15 protein-coding genes are annotated in these 21,358 nt (G+C 54.6%); 7 read left to right on the top strand and 8 right to left on the bottom strand.

The features are described from left to right. Positions 1 to 102: 102 nt before the first annotated feature. Both LJ739_RS14170 and LJ739_RS14175 read right to left on the bottom strand, forming a co-directional pair. Complete coding sequence (locus LJ739_RS14170; protein WP_229161520.1) at positions 103 to 3,234, bottom strand: efflux RND transporter permease subunit; 3,132 nt, start codon at positions 3,232 to 3,234, stop codon at positions 103 to 105. 1 nt (position 3,235) lies between these two features. After that, on the bottom strand, positions 3,236 to 4,384 hold the full coding sequence (locus LJ739_RS14175; RefSeq protein ID WP_229161522.1) for an efflux RND transporter periplasmic adaptor subunit: 1,149 nt from the start codon (positions 4,382 to 4,384) through the stop codon (positions 3,236 to 3,238). A gap of 151 nt (positions 4,385 to 4,535) precedes the next feature. Here LJ739_RS14175 and LJ739_RS14180 point away from each other — a divergent pair, with 151 nt between their 5' ends. From LJ739_RS14180 to LJ739_RS14195, 4 genes are all read left to right on the top strand, one after another. Beyond that, positions 4,536 to 5,171: a TetR/AcrR family transcriptional regulator gene (locus tag LJ739_RS14180; protein WP_229161525.1), complete on the top strand. Its 636-nt coding sequence runs from the start codon at positions 4,536 to 4,538 to the stop codon at positions 5,169 to 5,171. 148 nt (positions 5,172 to 5,319) lie between these two features. Then, positions 5,320 to 6,339: an aspartate carbamoyltransferase gene (locus LJ739_RS14185; protein ID WP_229161528.1), complete on the top strand. Its 1,020-nt coding sequence runs from the start codon at positions 5,320 to 5,322 to the stop codon at positions 6,337 to 6,339. After that, on the top strand, positions 6,336 to 7,616 hold the full coding sequence (hemL, locus tag LJ739_RS14190; protein ID WP_229161531.1) for a glutamate-1-semialdehyde 2,1-aminomutase: 1,281 nt from the start codon (positions 6,336 to 6,338) through the stop codon (positions 7,614 to 7,616). The genes LJ739_RS14185 and hemL overlap by 4 nt, the downstream gene beginning before the upstream one ends. A gap of 35 nt (positions 7,617 to 7,651) precedes the next feature. Beyond that, the gene (locus tag LJ739_RS14195) at positions 7,652 to 8,737 is read left to right on the top strand and encodes an adenylate/guanylate cyclase domain-containing protein (RefSeq protein WP_229161533.1); all 1,086 of its coding nucleotides are present in this window, start codon (positions 7,652 to 7,654) and stop codon (positions 8,735 to 8,737) included. Here the strand turns inward: LJ739_RS14195 and LJ739_RS14200 are convergent. Beyond that, a complete protein-coding gene (locus LJ739_RS14200; RefSeq protein WP_229161534.1) occupies positions 8,734 to 9,657 on the bottom strand; it encodes a Dyp-type peroxidase in 924 nt (307 codons plus the stop codon). The genes LJ739_RS14195 and LJ739_RS14200 overlap by 4 nt on opposite strands. A 141-nt stretch (positions 9,658 to 9,798) precedes the next feature. Here LJ739_RS14200 and LJ739_RS14205 point away from each other — a divergent pair, with 141 nt between their 5' ends. After that, positions 9,799 to 10,788 (top strand): PAS domain S-box protein, encoded by a 990-nt coding sequence (locus LJ739_RS14205; protein ID WP_229161535.1) that lies wholly within the window; start codon positions 9,799 to 9,801, stop codon positions 10,786 to 10,788. Positions 10,789 to 10,794: 6 nt separating this feature from the next. Here LJ739_RS14205 and ggt read toward each other — a convergent pair whose 3' ends face one another. From ggt to glnK, 3 genes are all read right to left on the bottom strand, one after another. Next, positions 10,795 to 12,483: a gamma-glutamyltransferase gene (gene ggt, locus LJ739_RS14210; protein WP_229161536.1), complete on the bottom strand. Its 1,689-nt coding sequence runs from the start codon at positions 12,481 to 12,483 to the stop codon at positions 10,795 to 10,797. 164 nt (positions 12,484 to 12,647) lie between these two features. Then, complete coding sequence (locus LJ739_RS14215; RefSeq protein ID WP_229161537.1) at positions 12,648 to 13,904, bottom strand: ammonium transporter; 1,257 nt, start codon at positions 13,902 to 13,904, stop codon at positions 12,648 to 12,650. Positions 13,905 to 13,924: 20 nt separating this feature from the next. Next, positions 13,925 to 14,263, bottom strand: coding sequence for a P-II family nitrogen regulator (glnK, locus tag LJ739_RS14220; RefSeq protein WP_229161539.1), 339 nt, complete (start codon positions 14,261 to 14,263; stop codon positions 13,925 to 13,927). A 213-nt stretch (positions 14,264 to 14,476) separates the two neighbouring features. On the opposite strand from glnK, the gene LJ739_RS14225 reads away from it, so the two are divergent. After that, complete coding sequence (locus tag LJ739_RS14225; protein ID WP_229161541.1) at positions 14,477 to 15,415, top strand: phospholipase A; 939 nt, start codon at positions 14,477 to 14,479, stop codon at positions 15,413 to 15,415. Between the two features lie 55 nt (positions 15,416 to 15,470). Next, entirely contained in the window at positions 15,471 to 16,232 is a 762-nt protein-coding gene (locus tag LJ739_RS14230; RefSeq protein WP_229161543.1) for a hypothetical protein, read from the top strand. Here the strand turns inward: LJ739_RS14230 and mrcB are convergent. Further along, positions 16,229 to 18,532, bottom strand: coding sequence for a penicillin-binding protein 1B (mrcB, locus tag LJ739_RS14235; RefSeq protein ID WP_229161545.1), 2,304 nt, complete (start codon positions 18,530 to 18,532; stop codon positions 16,229 to 16,231). The two genes, LJ739_RS14230 and mrcB, sit on opposite strands and share 4 nt — an antisense overlap. 360 nt (positions 18,533 to 18,892) lie before the next feature. Continuing rightward, the gene (gene hrpB, locus LJ739_RS14240) at positions 18,893 to 21,337 is read right to left on the bottom strand and encodes an ATP-dependent helicase HrpB (RefSeq protein ID WP_229161546.1); all 2,445 of its coding nucleotides are present in this window, start codon (positions 21,335 to 21,337) and stop codon (positions 18,893 to 18,895) included. Between the last annotated feature and the right edge of the window lie 21 nt (positions 21,338 to 21,358).

A 21,358-nucleotide genomic window follows, 5' to 3' on the forward strand; every position in this document is an offset into this window, starting at 1 on the left:
TCAACAGGCCCCACAGCACGATTGCCCGGTAACGTCGACACGTCTGACAAGACGTATTCCACCACGTGCGTAACCCCATTTTACCTCCCAATCAGGTATTGGTTACGCCGGTTGCTCTGCCATCTTGACCCACCGGCGCCCTTCTCTGCGCGCCAGAATGGCGCTTACCAGTGGAGTATAAACCAGAGACAACAGCACCGAAAAGCCAACACCGCCAGCCAGCACGACGGCCAATGGTGGCCAGAATGTTCCTTCACTGAACAGTAACAGTGGAATGAAGCCGCCAACGGTGGTCACCGTAGTGGATAAAATGTGCCGACTACATCCCATGGTTTCGGCAATGATAGCCTGGGTATCGCCACGATGGGCATCAGGGTTGGCGCGAATGGCCGCAATCACCACTATGGAGCCATTGATCGCCACACCAATAAGACCGGCACAGCCCAGCAGCGGGTTAAACCCTATCGGTAAACCGGACAACCACAGACTGAACATCCCCAACCCAACCGACAGTACTGCCACACTGCCAATCACCAGGGCGAAACGCACACTGGAAAAGGTCAGGATCAGCGTTGTGATCATCAGCACAAGCAGCACCGGTGCATACGTGGCCAACAACCCCAATGCCTCCTGTTGTTCATCGGCGTCACCTGCCAGGCGGATATGATAGCCGTCGGGTAAATGAAACCCTTCGCTGTCGAGGCGACGCTGGATTTCGCGGCTGACATCCACCGCTTTGGCACCCGGCAACAAAAAGCCTTCGATAATATTGACCCGTTCTCCGTTTTTACGGGTTATACCTGCCAGACTGGCGCGGTAGGTAAAGTCACCCAACGCTTGTAACGGCACCCACTGCCCAGACACATTCACCAACGGCGTACTGGCCAGGTGCGACAACGTACTGCGGTACGCATCCGGCAGGCGCACGCGCACGGGGATTTCCTCGGTACCTTCCAAGATGGAGCCACCGGATTTACCGTTCAGCCCGGTCTGCAATTGTGCGGCGATGGTATTTAACGGTAACTGCGCCAGTTGACTGGTGTGGCGGTCAGCATTCAGCACCAGCTCCGGCTCGCCTAACGTAATCGATGCGGTGGTCTGTGTGACACCCGGAATGTCAGACATCAGGCGACGCACCTGTTGGCCAAGCACATCGAGCGTCTCAAGATCGTTGCCATACACTTCAACCCCGATGGGCGAGGCTATTGGTGGCCCCTGACCAAACGCACGCACAATCACTTTGGCCTCGGGCAATGCATCATCGAACTGTTGTTGCAACGCGCCAACCAATCGAGCCGCATCACTCACCGTGTCGGTATGGATCACTGCCTGGGCGTAATGGGGTGTGTTGTCCTTGAGCATAACCTGGTTGTAATACACCGAGGGCACAGAGCCCCCCACCAGCCAGTTGACCTGGTCAATACCCGGTGTGTGTCGCAGTTGCTGGTCAATGGTTTCAACCATCTGCTCAGTGCGCGCCAGTGGCGTACCAGCCGGCATCCACACATACATTTCAAACTGATCCCGATCGGCACTGGGGAAAAACACATTGCCCAACTGGGTGGATAGACCAAATCCGGCCAAGGGTAGCGCAATGGTGAACAACAACACCCACAATGGACGGGTCAGCGCGCGCTCCAGGAAGCGACGATAGCTCTGGCTCAACACCGGTATATCAATGCCGCGGCGATACCAGGGCAGTGACGCATGGACATCACCCCGCGGCAAATATCGGGCCGCCAGTGCAGCAATGATGGTCATGGAAATGAACAGCGACCCCAGTAGTGCCATCACAACGCTGATCGCAATTGAGCTGATGAAATCACCGATGTTGCCGGGTAACAGGAAAATCGGCATAAAGCCCAGTACGGTGGTCAGGGTTGAAGCCAGCAGTGGCCCGAACAAATGTCGAATACTGATCACCAACGCATCCAGCCGCGAGTTGGAAGCATCGAGTAAATTACTGCGGATTTCGTCGGTTATCACGATGGCATTGTCGATCAACAGGCCAATGGCAATGATAATGCCGAAAATCGACATCTGGTGAATCTGCTCATCGTAAAAACTCAGGGAGAACAAGGCAAATGCGGCACTGAGCGGCAATGACAACCCGACAATCCATGCACTGCGAACGCCCATGAACAGCATCACCACCATCATCACCACCAAACACCCCAACAACAGGTTTTGGGTCAGCTCTCCCAGCCGCGCCTGGGTGTAGTGATTTTGCTCAAACACCACATCGGTTTTCACACTGGCAGCAAATTCGCGCTCAAACCCATTGACCGCCTGCATCGCCGCTTCCGTCCAGGTATCGACCCTGACGCTGGGCTGCATCCGGGCTGCCACGTAGACAATCCGCTGCCCGTTGAGCAGACCGATATCCCGCTCGGGCACTTGCCAGGCTTTCTCCACGTCGGCGATATCACCCAGTTGCAGTGTGCCACCGACGGCGTTGGAAGACACCGGAATACTGCGCACAATGTCGAGTCCGTCCAGCGCTTCTGCCACTTGTAAACGCACCGTATTTTGCGCGGAGCGGAGTGTACCTGCGGGCAGTTTGGGGTCTGCCGCCTGAATGCGTTGACTGACGTCTTCCAGCGTCAGGCCGGTCGCCGCCAGTTGCTGAGGATCCAATGTGACCCTCACTTCCTCATCAACGTCGCCATAGATACGCACCAACTCGGTACCGGGAACATTGCGCAATCGGTCCGCGAGTTCGTCTGCCAGGCGGCTGACCAATGGCATAGAGACCTGCCCGCCTTCGGGCGCACCCAGCCCAAGCAGCAAAGTGAAAGATGTCGCGCCACGTTTCTCATCCAATTCGGGGTCACCCGCTCCGGCAGGGAACCGCTGGCGGGCATCGGACAGGCTGTCGCGGATCTTGGAAAAGATTTGTTCGTTGGTGGTGTTGTCGACCCAGGCCTGTAGCTCGATATTGATCACCGAGATATCTGCGCGGGAGGTAGACTTGATCTCTTTAATTTCAGACAGCTGACGCAATTCATCCTCGAGTACGTCACTGATCAGTGCCTCTACCCGCTGTGCCGACGCCCCCGGATACGGCGTGATTACCAACACGTTGCGCGTATCGATACGCGGATCTTCCAGACGGGGAAGAGTCGACAGGGCTGAAATGCCGGCCACCAGCAGAATAACAATGGACAGCGCCAGCAGGTGGCCATGGCGGAAAAACGCCGAAAACCACGGTACTCGTGAGACAGGCACAGGCATATCAGCGCACTCCCGCGGTCAGTTTTGCATCGACCGTCCGGGCCACCACCTGCTGATGAGGCACCAACCGTTGCGTACCGTGCACGACGACGAAGTCACCACTGGACAATGGACCGCGAACGTACACTCTGTCACCGTCGGCAAACATCACTTCAACGCTGACCGGTATCACTTCCTGGGCGCCCTCACCGGCCACGGTCAATACCGTCCACAATCCCCGCACACCGCTGCTCAGTGCACTTTTCGGCACCCAACTTCCGCGCGCTTGTACAGTGCGCGTCAGTGGCATTGCCAGCGTATCACCTGGAAGTAAGGGCTCACTATCACCTGTGGTGCTGACCAACACATCCACTGTACGAGTGCGTGGGTCACGTTGTTGGGAAATGGCATCCACTGTAGCATCAATGGCTTGACCGTAGTGGCCCTTAGCATCGGCGGCCAATACGGTAACCCCCTGGCCAACCATTAACGACAATGCTTTGTCACTCGGCAAAGGAAAGCGCAATGTGCGCTGGGTGGCTTGTTGTAGCGCCAGAACCGGCTGGCCAGCGGCCACCGTTGTACCACCGTCAACCTGTCGATTGACGACAGTGCCCTGATAGGGTGCAATCAGGACGGATTTCGACAGCTCCACATCAATCCGATCGACCTGCGCCTGGGCTTCCGTGATCCCGGCGTTGGCAACCGCCAGACTTTGCTCCGCTTCGTCCAGGCGCTGTCTGGATTCGAGCTTTTTGGTCACCAGATCGGCTATTCGTTGTTGTGACAAGGAAGCCAGTCGTGCGTTCGCCGTTGCCCTGTCCAGTGCAGCGACGGCCTGTTTACGTTGGGCGTGTAAACGTTGGGTATCCAGTTCGGCCAATACCGTACCAGGCTGCACCGGTTGCCCATCATCCACGTACACCTGTTTGACGGTACCGGATAACTCAAACCCCATCTGGGTATACTGTGTTGCTTCCACCTGTCCGAACACCAGACGCTGCTGCTGATAACTGGGCTGCACATCAACCGCCATCACATCAACCACATGCTGTTTCACTGTGGTGGGGCTGGGTTGGGTTTGCCCGCTACCGGCAGCCACCAATAATGCCACCAACCCTACCGTGGGAAGTATTAACGCCAAAAACAATGTCGAACGGGACGCTTTCACGAAGCCAGACTCCTTGCAAACGGTGCCTGCAGGCACTTGTCGGATTTGTAATGCGGACTAGAATAGTATATAAATACTAGACCGTCCAGTTTGATAATTAAAATACACCATGTGCAGTAAACACAAATCAACCGGGTGCCCCTTATCCAACATGCTCAGCAATGTGCGAGTGGGTCGTCCCAAAAGCGTTGCCAAGCGGCGAGACATTTTGTTCGCTGCCAGCGAGTTATATCTGCAACATGGGTATTCCAATACGTCGATGGATCAAGTGGCCAACCGTGCCGGTGTTTCCAAGCAAACGGTGTATTCCCATTTCGCCAACAAAGATGCACTGTTCACCGCCGCCATCCGCGCCAAGTGTGAAGAATACCAGCTCGACAGTGAGCACCTACAGGCACACTGTGATGATGTGCCCGCCGCGTTGCGTCAGATAGCCCACCAGTTCGTCAGACTGCTGCTGGATCCCAGTGTCATTGCCATGCACCGTGTCCTGATCGGAGAGGTGAACAATGCCGCTCACGCCGCCAAACTGTTTTATGAAGCCGGTCCAAAGCAGGCCATGGAAGTGGTAGCGACGTTTCTGGCCCGACACGTAGAAGGGGTAAAGGATCAACGTGAGGGAGAGCACTGGGCGAGCGTTTTCTTTAACTTGCTGAAAAGTGACTTCCACATGTGCAGTATTTTGGGCTTGCCCTTCGACTTACCACCGTCACGACAAAACCTGCTGGTTGAGGAAAGTGTTGAATCGCTGTTGGTGTTGATACGTCACAGACAAAACAACGGATAGCAGCGGGGATCCGTGTAACGATGGCAGGGCATTCATCTCGACCGCTGAATTGGGATTTTTTCACCCTCACTGCGCGCAAAACCACTCCCTTTAAACAGATTTTTGATACACTCAGCAGCCAACCATCACTGACCTTGCTAGTGAACAGATGAACTTCAAAGGCAACCACATTTTATCGGTCAATCAATTTGACCGGGACTCTATACAAAAAGTATTTGATGTCGCCGCACGGATGACGCCTTATGCCATGCGCGAAAAGCGCACCACGGTTCTGGATGGCGCCATTCTTGGCAACCTGTTTTTTGAACCCAGCACCCGGACTCGGGTGAGTTTCGGTACGGCATTTAACCTGCTCGGTGGTGAGGTTCGCGAAACCACCGGCATGAGTAATTCTGCCCTGGCCAAAGGGGAATCCCTGTACGACACTGCCAGGGTACTCAGTGGTTACTCCGACGTGATTGCCATGCGACACCCCCAGGCAGGCTCAGTCAGCGAATTTGCCGAGGGCAGCCGTATACCGGTGATCAACGGCGGTGACGGGCCGAATGAACACCCTACCCAGGCGTTGCTCGACCTGTTCACGATTGAAAAAGAAATCAAGTATCACGGCGGCAGCATTGATGGTTTGCACATTGCCATGATTGGCGACCTCAAATTCGGACGTACGGTGCATTCCCTGTCCAAGCTACTGAGTTTGTACAACAATGTGCATTTCACCCTGATTTCCCCCAAGGAGCTGGGGATGCCGGAAGAAATCCGCGCTACGTTGGAAAGCGCTGGCCATCGCGTCACGGTCACGGAGCAACTGGAAGGCAGTGTCGACGCAGATATCTGTTACCAGACACGGATCCAGGAAGAGCGCTTTCCCTCTCAAGAGGAAGCCAACCGTTACCGTGGCAAGTTCCGCCTGAATCAGGACATTTACACCAAACACTTCCAGTCGAAAACGGTCATTATGCACCCGCTTCCAAGGGACTCTCGAGCGGATGCCAATGAGCTGGACAATGATCTGAATATGAACCCCAACCTGGCGATTTTCCGTCAGACAGATAACGGCGTGTTGATCCGAATGGCGCTGTTTGCCCTAACATTGGGTGTGGAGGACATTGTCAGCAAGTTTGACAGAGCCGTTAACTGGTATAGCAATAAAAGTCATTTACCCTCATGAATCAATCAGAAAAACTGTTCGAACGCGCACAAATACACATTCCCGGTGGCGTAAATTCCCCGGTCAGAGCCTTTAAAGCGGTTGGTGGTACACCGCCGTTCATTGAAAAAGCCGACGGTCCCTACATTGTCGATGCCGATGGCAAACAATACATCGACTATGTGCAATCGTGGGGTCCCATGGTACTGGGTCACAACAACCCGGCCATTCGCGAGGCGGTGATTGCCGCAGCCCAGAATGGCCTGAGTTTTGGCGCCCCCACAGAAGGCGAAGTCACCATGGCCGAGCTGGTCAGTCAGATGGTGCCCTCAATGGCCATGCTGCGTATGGTCAATAGTGGTACCGAGGCGACCATGAGCGCGATTCGCCTAGCCCGCGGTTTCACCGGCAAAGACAAAATCCTCAAATTTGAAGGCTGCTATCACGGCCACGCCGATGCCTTGCTCGTGAAGGCCGGTTCCGGAGCGCTTACGCTCGGTGTTCCCAGCTCCCCCGGCATTCCTGCCGACTATGCCAAACACACACTGACCGTCGAGTTCAACAATCTGGACAGTGTACGCGAAGCATTTGCCGCCCATGGCGACGATATTGCCTGTATTATTGTTGAGCCGGTGGCAGGCAACATGAATTGCATCCCGCCAGTGGCAGGTTTTCTGGAAGGGCTACGCAGTATCTGCGACGAGCACGGTGCAGTACTGATTTTCGACGAAGTCATGACCGGTTTCCGAGTCGCCCGTGGCGGCGCCCAGGAACGTTACGGCATTACACCGGACCTCACGTGTCTGGGCAAAGTGATTGGCGGTGGTATGCCGGTCGGCGCATTTGGTGGTAAGCGAGAAATCATGCAGCACCTTGCTCCCAGTGGTCCGGTTTATCAGGCCGGTACCTTGTCGGGTAACCCGATTGCCATGGCCGCCGGCATGGCGGCATTACAACAGTTGCAACAACCAGGGCTGTACGACACGCTGACCGACAACACCCGGCTGCTGGCTGAAGGCTTCCGCCATTGCGCCAAAAAGCACCGTATTCCGTTAACGGTAAATTACGCCGGCTCCATGTTTGGTGTGTTTTTCACCGACATTGATAAGGTCACCAATTACCAACAGGCGATCAATTGTAACGTCGAGCAATTCTCTCGTTTCTACCACGGTATGCTGGACGCAGGTGTTTATCTTGCACCCGCTTCCTACGAGGCAGGTTTTGTATCGCTGGCCCATGATCGTACTATCATAGAACAAACCCTCGATGCTGCCGATCGTGTCATGGCAGGGTTATAGTATCACCATGACGGTACAGAAGGACGCCTGAAATCATGCAGGAAGTATTGCTCCATCCCTTTACGCTGACGCTGATGGCGCTGCTGATGGTCACCACCACCTTAGCGGTATGGTTTGGTGTTCGTGAGTACCATCGCCGCTTGCGTAAACTGCAGAGTGATACTGACCTGGAAGGCTATATCGCCATGGCGTCCGAGTCCGACTTGCGCTTCCGCCACAGCGCCGATGAAGCGCAGCGTCTGACCCAAACCTTTCAGAAGTTTGTGCCCCGCCAGTTTGTCGAGCATTTCGCCAAGCACGGCTCCGATACGCTGGAGCTGGGTCACGCCGATGAAGATGATGTTGCCATCCTGTTTTGTGACATACGCGGATTTACCGGCTTATCCGAGAAAATGACCCCCCAGGAATTGATGAAATTTCTCAACTCCTACTTCTTACGCATGAATGATCCCATTCATCAGAACGGCGGGTTTATCGACAAGTTCATTGGTGATGCGATCATGGCGCTGTTTGACCATCCCGACGGTACCAATGCCGACAAAGCACGGGATGCCCTCAAGGCCGCAGTTGACCTGCGTTATGCGCTCAATATCTACAATCGCCACCGTGGTAACAGCGGTTATCCGCCAATCAATATCGGCATCGGCGCTCACTTTGGGCCAGTGATCATCGGTACCGTCGGATCCGATGACCGGATGGACACCACCGTGATTGGTGACAGCGTCAACATTGCCAACCGACTTGAATCATTGGCGCCTAAATTCAGTGCCGACATCATTGTCAGTGCGCAACTACTGGATACTGCCAATGCCGGCAATGATTTCAGCTTCCGGTTGTTGGACTGGGTCAGGGTCAAAGGCCGGGAGCGGCCAGTGGAGATCTACGAAATCCTCAATCATTTGCCCCCCGATGAGCAGCGCGCAAGGCTGGCCTCCGCTGATCTTATCTCCAAGGGTCTCAAAGCGCGCATCGCGCGGGATTGGGATACCGCCATCGATTACTTTGAAAAGGCCCAGATCATCAGCCTCAAGGATCCGTTGCCCGCACACCATCTGGCCCATTGCCAGCGCATGCGCTTGCAGGTACTGCCAAAAGATTGGGACGGGGCACTGGACCTCTAACCGCGCGCCTGTCGTTTAATAAACGACGCTGACGGAGCAAAGAATGCGGCACCGGTTTCAGGGATGGAATAGTCCAGCAAACTGTCATACTGACCCGTTTGGTCACCAAAAATCCGACTGGTTAACACTTCAGTGAAGGCCTTGGGAGTGGCAGCACAACTGACGAAAAACAACCCGTTGTCGACCAGATCACCATAGGGCATGCTCTGATCCAGGTATTGCCATGGATGACCATCTGGGTCCTCAACCCGCAATCGTTCAAAGTGGCAAGCCGGTGATAAACGCGCGGCATCCAGCGGCTTATCATCTTCTTTGCGACGCCCCATGATGGATTCCTGCTGGCTGACCGACAAACGTTGCCAGGCGGGTAAATCATGCCGATAACGCTGCACGTGAATGTAGCTGCCGCCAGCGAAGTCGGGGTCCTGATCGCCCACCACCGCGACATCAAATTTTTTCATTCCCCGCGGGTTATTGCTGGCAGTGATAAATCCGGTCAGGTCACGCCCGTCAAGGTAACGAAAGCCCTGAACGTGCTCAATCAATTCGATGTGCTCACGTAGCAAATTGAACACTTCCATCGCGATGGCGTAACAGATGTCGGCCCGATCGGCGCGGATCTGAATGTATAAATCACACGGCACCGCAGGCGCTATCCGCTCACCACACTGCATATCGGGGAACGGCGCCAGCTCCATCGGCAACAAGCCCGGATAAATCTCCATCCAATAATTACTGCCCACCCCAATGACACCCGACACCATGGCTTCGTAATGTTCGTTATCATAGTGCTCGAAAACGTCGAGAATGCGCGCCAGCTTCATTCGAATGGCTTGATCATCATCGTCAATCACATTCAATAACACATAGTGGGCGTGCAAGTTGGGTTCGGCACAGATGCCTTTTTGTGGTTGTGACATCGTAGAAGACTTTCCTTCCAACGGCATGGGTCATACCCGGCTCCAGAGATACCGCTAATATACTGTAAGTTGCTGTTTACACAAAGCCTCTCGCTACCTTGCAGTCTGAAATTGATGCTCTATGGTTTTTAGAGTGAGCAAATGAAAAGGGATATCGTGGAAGAGCTATTGTTTTTATCCAAAGTATTGGACTGCGCCAAGCCGGTTTCACTGTTAAAACAATTATTTATGCGCAGTGTTGCGCCCATTGTGGTGACCAACCTCGGTGAACAGGGACAATCCCCAAGGATCCTGTATGCCAATCGATCTTTCTGCCATGTATTGGGTTATGAACTGGCAGAATTGGTCGGGCTTGATCCCCAATCGTTGGCGGCCAAGTGTGAACGACAAAACGATGCTCCTCCTTTGTGGGATAGCTTTGAACAGGTTTTGGCCAGCGAAGGATACTTCAACGGCATTGCAACCTACCGGTGTAAAGACGGCAATCCGTTCAGCTTTCAGGTCGGCATTTCACCGCTCTGCAGCGAGCAGGGAGAACGCCACTACTCGATGATGGTACATCTGCCGCTCGCGCCCTGTTCCTTAGGTTCAGATGTGATTGACGCACCCGCCCCCGTTATCACCGACATCGAACTGTTTGACGATGATGACGACCTGTTCGATATGGACAGTACAGAAAACACGGCTCCAGAGGTTGAAGCCATCAGCGCTGAAGATTATGTGGCGCTGGATCGCATCACTGACGCGGCGCTACACATGCTGATTGAGCAAGTCCGTGACACCGAAGAAGAAGTGGTATTTTTCGACCGTCGTCAACACAAAGGTCATCACCAGGAATTGATCACTCACAACTTGCGCGCACTGGCCAATGGCATTTTTTACCTCATCGATTTCAATGATGTGGCCCTTGCCCTGAACGAAGTGGCGGACATGATTGATAGTGCCGACCCGGAGCAGATCCAAAGCTTTATGCTGGATATGTTGCGCTCGTTACTGGAAGAAATCGATTACTGGTTGCATTCGGTGTTTGTTGATCATACAGCACCCAATGTGTACACCGGCCCCACCATCATCGTCGCGGCCGCCCAGCAGGCGGCGATGCTGTTAAAGAGCATTCAAGCGTCCAAATAACATGCCTCAATAGCCGGCGGCGTGACCATCCTTGCGGGTTTCCGAGGCGCCATAATACACACCATTTTTCGGATCCCGCATGATGGCCTGATAGCCGCCATAAGGTCCGGATGCCTCGCGGATTTGGTGGCCCATGTGTATCAGGGCCCGTCGCGTCGCGGCGCTGAAGCCATTCTCAAGACTGATGTAGCCGCCATCCGTCATCTGTTCGCCGGTAGGCTGACTAGAACCACTGTGCAGGATCCGGGGGGCATCCCCAGCTTCCTGAAGGTTCATACCGAAATCGATCAGGTTAATGATGATTTGCGCATGCATCTGAGGCTGTGTACCACCGCCCATCACTCCGAAACTGAGCCAAGGCTTACCATTGCGGGTTACAAAGGCCGGAATGATGGTGTGAAAGGGTCGCTTCCCAGGCGCATAAACATTGAAATGATCAGGTTGCAGGGAAAACAGTTCACCACGGTCCTGTAAAATAAACCCTAAACCATCGGGGGTCATGCCGGAGCCCATGCCACGGTAATTGGACTGAATAAGGGACACCATATTGCCGTCTTTATCCGCCGTTGTGAGGTAAATGGTATCACCGTGATTAAGACCCGCATCATAACGTTTGGCGGCTTTATCCGGGTTGATCAGTTTGCGACGTTGCTGTGCATAGGTTTTTGAAATCAGCCAATCAACCGGGATCTGGTTGAAGGCCGGATCGGCATAGTATTTAGCCCGATCCTCAAACGCCAGCTTTTTGGCTTCCACAAAGGTATGCACGAATTCGGCCGAATCCCGCCCCATCCCTTCGATGTCATATTGCTCAAGAATATTCAGGATCTGGAGTGCCGCGATTCCCTGTCCGTTGGGCGGTAACTCCCACACATCATAGCCCCGGTAATTGGTGGATACCGGCTCAACCCATTCGGACGTATGGCTGGCCAAATCCTCGTAACTCAGAAAGCCACCTTGCTGTTTCATGTAAGCGGCGATGGTTCTGGCAATGTCCCCTTTGTAAAAAGCATCCCGTCCGCCGGTAGCAATCTTTTCTAGCGTTGCCGCCAGTCGAGGATTACTGAAAATCTGGCCTTTGACCGGCGCCTTACCGTTGGGCATGTAGGTATCGCTAAAGCCGTCATACTGGCTCAGGCGCTCGGCGCTGCGTTGCATATACCAGGCGATCAATTCCGACACCGGGAAGCCCTGTTTGGCATACTCAATGGTGGGCGCCAGTATCGCTGGCATGTCCATACGCCCGAAGCGGCCATGCAGTTCAAACCAGCCATCAACCGCGCCCGGTACCGACACCGGCAGCGGGCCATAGGCGGGGATTTTATCCATGCCTTGCTGCTGGAAGTATTCCAGTGTCAGCGACTTCGGTGATCGCCCTGATGCATTTAAGCCATACAATTGTTGGCTTTTTGCATCCCATACGATGGCGAAAAGATCGCCCCCAATGCCGTTGCCGGTCGGTTCCACCAACCCCAACATGGCATTGGCAGCAATCGCCGCATCAATGGCATTGCCGCCTTGCTTGAGGATATCGAGCCCCACCTGGGTGGCCAGAGGCTGACTGGTTGCAACCATGCCCTGGGTGGCGATCACTTCTGAACGGGATGCAAAGTGATGACCCGTGATCCGGTCATAGGCCAGTACAGTGTGCGGTACCAGCACGAAAAACAGCGTTGCTATCAGGCGCATATTCATCTCTCAATCGTTGGCTAACCAGCGCCAGCATACCCCTAATCAACTCGGCTGAACACCGCACATAAAAAACGCCCCGCAAAAGCGGGGCGTCGGGTACAGAGAAAAGTCAGAAGGACATTATGGTTGTTGTTGTGCGCCCTTCTGCTTCCCGATCAGCAATGGTGTTATCGACCGCCGGTGAAGTCAGGATACGCTTCCAGACCACACTCGCTCATATCAACACCGTCAAACTCTTCTTCCTCGCTAACCCGCAGGCCAATGATGGCTTTGATGATCAGCCAGGCAACCAGGCTGGTGACGAATACCCAGACAAAGATAGTCAGGGCACCAATCAACTGACCGGAGAAGGAAGAACCACCGTCTTCTGTCAGCGGGTTGGTAACAGGCACCAGCAACAGACCCAGCAGACCCACCACGCCGTGCACGGAAATCGCACCAACGGGATCGTCAATCTTCAGTTTATCCAGGGTGACAATGCTGAATACCACCAGCACACCGCCGATTGCGCCGAACAGGGTCGCTTGCAGCGGCGTAGGGGTGGACGGTTCAGCAGTGATAGCTACCAGTCCGGCCAGCGCGCCGTTAAGGGCCATGGTCAGGTCGGCTTTGCCGAACATGATGCGAGCCAGCAACAGGGCAGCAATCAGACCGCCGGCAGCCGCAGCGTTCGTGTTCATGAACACAACAGCAACCGCGTTGGCGCTTTCCACTGTGGCTGTCGCCAACACGGAACCGCCGTTGAAGCCAAACCAGCCCATCCACAGGATGAAGGTACCCAAAGTGGCCAACGGCAGGTTAGCACCAGGGATTGCGTTGACTTTACCGTCGGCGGTGTATTTACCTTTACGCGCACCCAACACCAGCACACCGGCCAATGCCGCGGCCGCGCCGGCCATGTGCACAATGCCTGAACCTGCGAAGTCAGAGAAACCCAGATCACCCAAGGTGTACATGCCGAAAACCGACTGTCCGCCCCAGGTCCAGGCACCTTCCATCGGATAAATGAGACCGGTCATGACCACTGCAAAGGCAAGGAAAGCCCACAGCTTCATGCGCTCAGCAACGGCACCAGACACTATCGACATGGCAGTTGCAACGAACACCACCTGGAAGAAGAAATCCGCAGAAGGTGCGTAGGTAGCAGGCTCATCAGCACCTGTGGCACCGTCAGCCGTAATGCCTGACAAGAACAGGCTGAAATCATCGCCGCCGTACATCAACGAATATCCACACACCATGTACATGGTGCAGGCAATCGCATACAGGGCAACGTTTTTGGTCAGTATTTCAGTGGTGTTTTTAGCCCGCACCAGGCCCGCTTCCAGCATGGCAAAGCCAGCGGCCATCCACATAACCAGCGCACCGCACACCAGGAAATAGAACGTATCCAGGGCGTAACTCAATTCAAATGTGGTTTCCATGACTTGTGTACTCCTCTGGTTTAAATGGCTTCGCCGTCGGTCTCGCCAGTGCGGATCCGAACAGCATGTTCTAGGTCATAAACGAAGACTTTCCCGTCGCCAATCTTGCCGGTTTTCGCGGCACCGACAATGGCTTCTACCAAGCGCTCAACGTGGTCATCCTGAACGGCAATTTCCAGTTTTACCTTGGGCAAAAAGTCGACTTGATACTCGGCACCACGGTACAATTCCGTGTGACCTTTTTGACGGCCGAACCCTTTCACTTCGGTAACGGTCAAGCCGTCGATACCGATTTCTGAAATGGCCTCGCGCACGTCATCAAGCTTGAATGGCTTAATGATTGCTGTGACTAGTTTCATTATGTTGCTCCCCGTGTTTTATTATGTCTTTACTGCGTGTGCGAAAAACAAGAACAAGAGCTGTGCCAAAAGTGATTATTCTTATTTTTCATACAGTTATAAATTGCCGCGGTCAAAAGAAAGACATAGCGAGCACCATTTTAGTGCGTCCACACCAGAATGCACATATTTGGTGCATGGTAAATTAGGATTTCTGACAAGGATTTATTCAGCATGGTTTCTTTTCGCACATACCTGATTGCCGGGCTGTTGATGGCCCTGTATCACCCCTTCGATTCATGCGCTAACACCGCGCAACAAGCCCCGGTCGAGGAAGTGACCGAGCAAACCAGCGAGGAGCCTGCTGCGCCAATCCTGGAAGAGCGTATGAAAGCCGATCGTGATGCATTGAAGAACCCTTTTGCCATCACCCAGCATCGGCCAAACTACCTGTTGCCCTACAGTCATGTCAGCAATCCCAATCCACTGGGTAACAATGAAGACAGTCAGAACAGCATCGACAACAATGAAGCCAAGTTTCAAATCAGCATGCGGATGCCGATTTACCAACAAGACGATCGACTGGACGGGGTTTACTTTGGCTTCACGGTGAAATCTTTCTGGCAGTTGTATAATAGCGACGCGTCGAAGCCGTTTCGGGAAACCAATTATGAGCCCGAAGTGTTTTATGAATGGCACAGCGACATTCGCTTTTTGGGTTACGACTTCAACATCGCCCGACTGGGTATCAACCATCAGTCCAATGGCCAGAGCGGCATCCGCTCACGCAGTTGGAACCGCATATACGCCTCTCTGCTGTTCAGCGATCAGGATGAATTCTACTTTCTCAAGGCCTGGTACCGGATCAAAGAAGAAGAAAAACTGGACCCCAATGATGTCACCGGCGATGACAACCCGGACATTACCCATTACCTCGGTCACCTAGAACTCGGTTACGGTACACGCTTTGGTAAGTGGCAATTGATGACCATGTTGCGCAACAACCTGAAATCGTCTGACAATAAGGGCTCGATTGAGCTGAACCTCACTTATCCGGTGACGGAACGTTACTCGGTATTGCTTCAGTACTTTAACGGCTATGGTGACTCTCTGATTGACTACAATCGACACCAGCAACGGATTGGCATCGGCGTACAGCTGACCTTCCTGTAGCGTTCGGACACCCCGCATAACACCGGGAACTTCCGCTGGCTTCAGCACTCTATTGGTGACATCGAATCACCGCCAGGCTGTTATGCGCCATTCGCAGGAAAGCGAACCCCGTTTCAACAAATCCCTTTGGATAACCCTCGGGTTTTCGGCGGTGCTGCACCTGTTGTTGTTTTGGCTGTTGGCCACTTCAGTCACGGTTAAGAAACCTTCTCCGGCGACGGTGACACCCGTGATCAGTGCCCGTTTAGTGACCCAGCCTCACGACATCGCACCTCCACCGCCTGACCCCGATAACGGTAACATTGAAGAGCAGATAGCAGCACCGGACCCCGTTCCTGCGCCAGTCGAGGTGTCTGCACAGGAAACAGCACAACAGCAAACACCTTCGCCAGACGTGGCGGCTGATACAGCGCCGCCTGCAGAACCAACAGCGGTATCTGAATCACCCCAACCCTCGGCCACGTTTGCGGGCAGTGCAGTATCAGAATGGACCCAACGTCACGTGCAGCAGTTGCAACAACAGCAACAGCAGGGAATGGCGCAACGGGAAGCCAGTGACTACCGCCGAACGCGGATATCTCCGACACTGCGTTCATCTGCTCCCGTCTTGTCACCTGAACAAGCGCTGCGCAAAGCCACCACCGTGCGCGCCAACTGTGAGTCGGGTGCCGGCAAATCGGTGGCGCTGTTAAGTGGCTTGATGGGTGGTGTGGTGCAATGCTCTGAGCCACCACCGATAGAAGGGTTTATCCAACATCGTCTGAACAAAAGCAATGGCACGGGCTTACCTGAAGGGCCCGCGCACGAACCCCGTTAGTCACGCCCCAGAAGCCGTTCCCACCAGGACTTTTCCTGCTTAGGCTGACGTTCCTGACCCGCGCAATCCATCGGTTCCTCCGGCAATGCGGCAAGGATCGCAGGGACACTGAGACTGTTCTTACATCCGGCACGCATGTAGCGTCCATCCTCATGGTTGAAGTGAGCAATCCCCAATCCTGCCGGGAAACGACGGGTGAGCGACTTGGGTACGATGCGGCTCTGATAGTCGATAAAGACCTGCAGTGCGCCACTGGCTCCGGTCAATCCGGTCGGTTGATTGTCGTCATCACCCACCCAGGCGGTGGTCAGGGTGTACTTGTCATAACCAGAGAACCAGCTATCCCGATAATCATCCGTAGTGCCCGTTTTACCCGCCATATTGATCTCAGGGAAGCGTCCATCAAGGGCTTTGGCGGTGCCTTCCCGGGTCACTTTGTGCAACGCGTAATTGAGCAGGTAACTGGCCTTTTCATCAAATCGCTGCTCAGCAGGCGTATCGAACCGCCACAACAAGTCATCCTGGGGCGACAACACTGCCGACACCGCGTGCAACGGCACGTAGCGGCCCTCGTTGGCGATAGTCTGGTACATCTGATTGACCGATAACGGTGACAGGTCGACCGCACCAAGGGTCAACGCCGGATACAAGGGAACATCAGCATCAACCCCCAAACGCGCGATGGCATCCGCGACCACCGGTAGCCCCAACGTCATGCCGAGGCTCACCGTCGGTACATTGAGCGAGCGTGTCAGCGCTTCAACCAGGGGCACCCGTCCACGAAATTTACGGTCCGCGTTTTGCGGCTCCCAACGTTTGCCGTAGGAACTTTTCAGGGCGATCGGTTCATCGGCCAGCGGTGTAGCCAGGTTGTAATTGCCCGGGTCCTCCAGCGCGGTCAGGTAAATAGCCGGCTTAATCAGTGACCCGACCGAACGCCGGGCATCCAAAGCACGATTGAAACCGTCATAATCGACCTGACGATCACCAATCAAGGCGCGGATCTCGCCGCTACGGATATCGCTCACTACCATGGCCCCCTGCAATCTTGGGGCTTTGCTGCGGGCATCGAGGGTCGTCAGACTGGATTGCAAGGCAGCTTCCGCTTTGCGCTGGGCAATGGAGTCCAGGGTTGTAAACACTTTTATTCCCGCCTGGCGAATGTCGGGATTGGCCAGAACCTGTTGCAACTCACGGCGCACTTTATCCATAAAGGCAGGATGTTTGCCTTCGCGAAAGCGAGCACTGTCGGTGACCACCAGCGGCGCATTCAATAGCGGTTCATACTCGGTCCGGGAAATCAGATTGTTATCGAACATCAGCTTAAGCACCAGATTACGACGCTCAGTGACCCGCTCAGGATAACGTTTCGGATTGTAGTAAGAAGGCCCTTTGATCATGCCCACCAAGGTGGCTATTTCGGGCAAATTGAGTTCGTTAAGTGGCCGATCGAAGTAATAGTAACTGGCCAGCCCAAAGCCGTGTACCGCCATGGCACCGTTCTGACCGAGAAACACTTCGTTGAGGTAAGCTTCGAGGATTTCATCTTTGCTGTAACGGGCATCGATCAGCACAGACATCAGGGCCTCTTTGACTTTGCGAACGATGGACTTCTCGTTGCTCAGGTACATGTTCTTGACCAACTGCTGGGTCAACGTACTACCGCCCTGAACCGCCCTACCCGCCGCGATATTGGCAAACAAGGCGCGCAAAATCGCCAGCGGTGCAACCCCGTGATGCTGGTAGAAGTTCTGATCCTCCACCACCAGCAACGCATTGATGAGTGCCTTGGGGACGTCATCAAAGGATACCAACATGCGGTCTTCCCGTTCGGTAGTCACCAAACGCGTTACCAGCCAGGGTTCAAGTCGGAACGTTTCTCGTGTCTGGTTGCCGTCCAGGTCGCGGATCTCCACCAGCTTACCGTCCTGCAAAGTCAGCAAAACGCCACTGGCACTCTGATAGCCGTCGGGAAAGGTAAACGGTCGCACCCTCACTGCAATGCGCTGGGTGGCGACTTCGTATTCTCCGGTATTCTTGGCGTGACTGACACGACGATACCCGAGCAATTCGAGCTCATCGACGATTTCCCCGCGAGTAACATCCTGGCCTAACGCTAATGTCATCGGGCGAGCAAATATTTGTGCCGGCACTTGCCATTTGGTGCCATTAAAACGGTGTTGGATCTGACTATCGAGGTATACCAGATACGCTGCAACAATGGCCATCAGGACCAACAACAACTTCCAGCCATACCGACCAAACCAGCGCCAGGGTTTGAACATGTCTGCTACCGCCATGCTTACCAATTTCTTCCTGCATAAGTGCGCTGCAGTGTATCAAGTCAGCCCATCGGAGGTCGAGGTTTTATCCTGTCATCATTCGCAGACAGCCCGCCAGCAAGGGCCAAGGTTATCCCATCGAACGATCATTAATGGTTTGGCTCACCACCCATAAAACCAATACACCTACACAGAAGCCCAGACACTGGATACGCTGCCAAACACGCTGTTGTATTGAACCCACGTTCATACGCCTTCTCCCTTCAGTCACAAACGGTGCATAGACGACAATCAATTTCCATGCCGTCATTCAATGCTAATCACCGGTGATGACCGCTTGGCGACACAATCGCGACAATTTGGTGACAAATCAATCGGCTACATCGCGCGTTTAGTGCGGGTTGTTGCGGTTGCTGACGCGGGGTCGTCAGGCCAAAAATGCTTGGGATAACGACCTTTCATTTCTTTCTGCACCGCCTTGTAGCTGCCCTGCCAAAAACCGGCTAAATCCTGTGTGGTCTGTAAAGGGCGCCGGGCGGGAGATAACAACACCAGGCTTACCGGTACACGACCGTTGGCCACCCGGGGCGTTTCACCGGTGCCATACATTTCCTGAATTCGCACGGCCAGATGCACACTACCGTCATCACGGTATTCCAGGGCATGTTGATGACCGCTGGCTACCGCCAGGCGCTCAGGCAGCCAAGCGTCCATTTGTTGCAACTGGGCATACGCCAAACGAGCCTTTAACAACCCAAGCCAGTCCAACTGCTGCAATTGTTTGCGTGACCTGACATTGTCTACATAGGGCAACAACCACTGTTCGAGATTGTCGAGTAAATCGGCTTCAGCAAACGATGGCCAATCATCCGCCAGTGTTGACATGAACCGGGCTCGCTTCCACCAGGCCTCGACGTTGGCAGGCCACTGACACCAAGCCAGTCCATGTTGACGGATCTGCTCACCCAGCAACCGCCGCGCAGTGCCATCGGCGATCTCCTGTGCGGGTTTTCGGTTCAGAACAATACTTCCCAACGACTGTCGCTGTTCAGCGACAATACGCTCCCGCTGTGGATCCCAATAGCCGCTGTTGTGCCATTGCAACTGGGTGGCAAACAGGGTTTTCAATCGCTGTTCGGTCAACGGCTCGGCAAGATAAATCTGTGCATCGGCGCCCTTGCCCAATTGCAATTCTGCGACCAGCAAAAAATCATGCCGCGGCCATTGATCGGCGTTGCGTAACTGCGCTCCGGTGCCATTGGCCAAACGATATAGCCCCTGGCTGCGGGGTTGAGCCAGCCAGTCGTCGAAAGCGATAGCCAACAAACGGTCCACCTCTTCCAGACAGTCCCGCGCGGCGAGCAACGACACCCCCAGTCGCTTTGCCCAACGCTTGGCCTGCTGATGAAGTGGGTGACGAGATTGGTCAAGCAACCTTTTCAGGCGCACGGAAAGAACCCCCGTATCGCCTGCCAGTCCACGACTGTCGCCTTCCAGCAACGCACACACACAACACGCCAATGCCGCCAGACTGTCACCGTGTTGCCGGGCTTCAAGCAACAATTTCGCCAGACGGGGCTCACATCCCAGCGTGACCATCTGGCGCCCCAGCGGCGTCAGCTTGTGTCGCTCATCCATTGCACCAATGTGCTGCAAGTAGTCGTAAGCCTGACGCAACTGCGCTGGGCGAGGAGGGTCCAATAGGGCCAATGAAGACAGGTCGCTTCCCCACGACGCGATATCCAGCAACACACCACTGACATCAACACGGAGCATATCCGGCGTATCTTGTTGCGCCATTCTCGATTGCTGCTCCTGCGGCCACAGACGGTAGCAATGTCCGGGTTGCACCCGCCCTGCTCGCCCTGCGCGCTGCACACTGGCGGCCTGAGATATACGCTGGGTTTCCAATATCGGTAACCCCCGACGCAGGTCAAAACGCAGTTGCTTTTCCAACCCAACGTCAATCACCACCACGATACCTTCGAGGGTCAGACTGGTCTGGGCAATGTTGGTCGACAACACCACTTTACGCCGTCCGGGAGGTGACGGGGCAATCGCGCGGGACTGTTCTAAGACCGACAGAGCGCCGTACAGCGGCACCACGTCGACGTGCTGGGGGCATGACTTCAGAGCTTCCCTGAGATTATCTATCTCGCGACGGCCCGGCAGAAACACCAACACATCTCCCGGGTGTTGGTTGAGCACATCCCCCACTAACGTCGCCACGAAGGGCGCCAGCGGTGTTCGGCTGTCCCAGGGGCGATAATGCTCGCATACCGGGAAACTGCGCCCCTCACTGACCAATTCAGTGGCATCAGGCATCCAGCGTTTTAACCCCTGACTGTCGAGGGTCGCTGACATGACCAGCAAGCGCAGATCCTCCCGTAGCCCCTGTTGGGCTTCCAGTGCAAAGGCAAACGACAGATCAGAATGTATATTGCGTTCGTGAAACTCATCAAAAATGACCAGTCCCACCCCGTCCAGCGTGGGATCTGCCTGCAAACGTCGGGTCAACAACCCTTCAGTAACAATCAGCAAACGGGTTTTGTCGCTGCGGCAAGACTCACCGCGCACCTGGTAACCGATGGTTTCACCCACCGAATCACCCCATTGTTGGGCCAGATAGTGGGCAATGGCGCGCACCGCAACCCGTCGCGGCTGTAACATGATGATCTGCTGATGCTGAAATCGAGGATGACGCAGCAGATGCAGTGGCAACACTGTGGATTTGCCCGCACCGGTCGGCGCTTCAAGGATGACATTGCCGGCAATCAGCGCGGCATCCAGATCATCAAACAGGTTTTCTACAGGATGTTGCATGGACTTTACGACAAACAAGGG

Origin of the sequence: Fluctibacter halophilus, from assembly GCF_020687825.1 — a bacterium.
Taxonomy (GTDB): domain Bacteria; phylum Pseudomonadota; class Gammaproteobacteria; order Enterobacterales; family Alteromonadaceae; genus Fluctibacter; species Fluctibacter halophilus.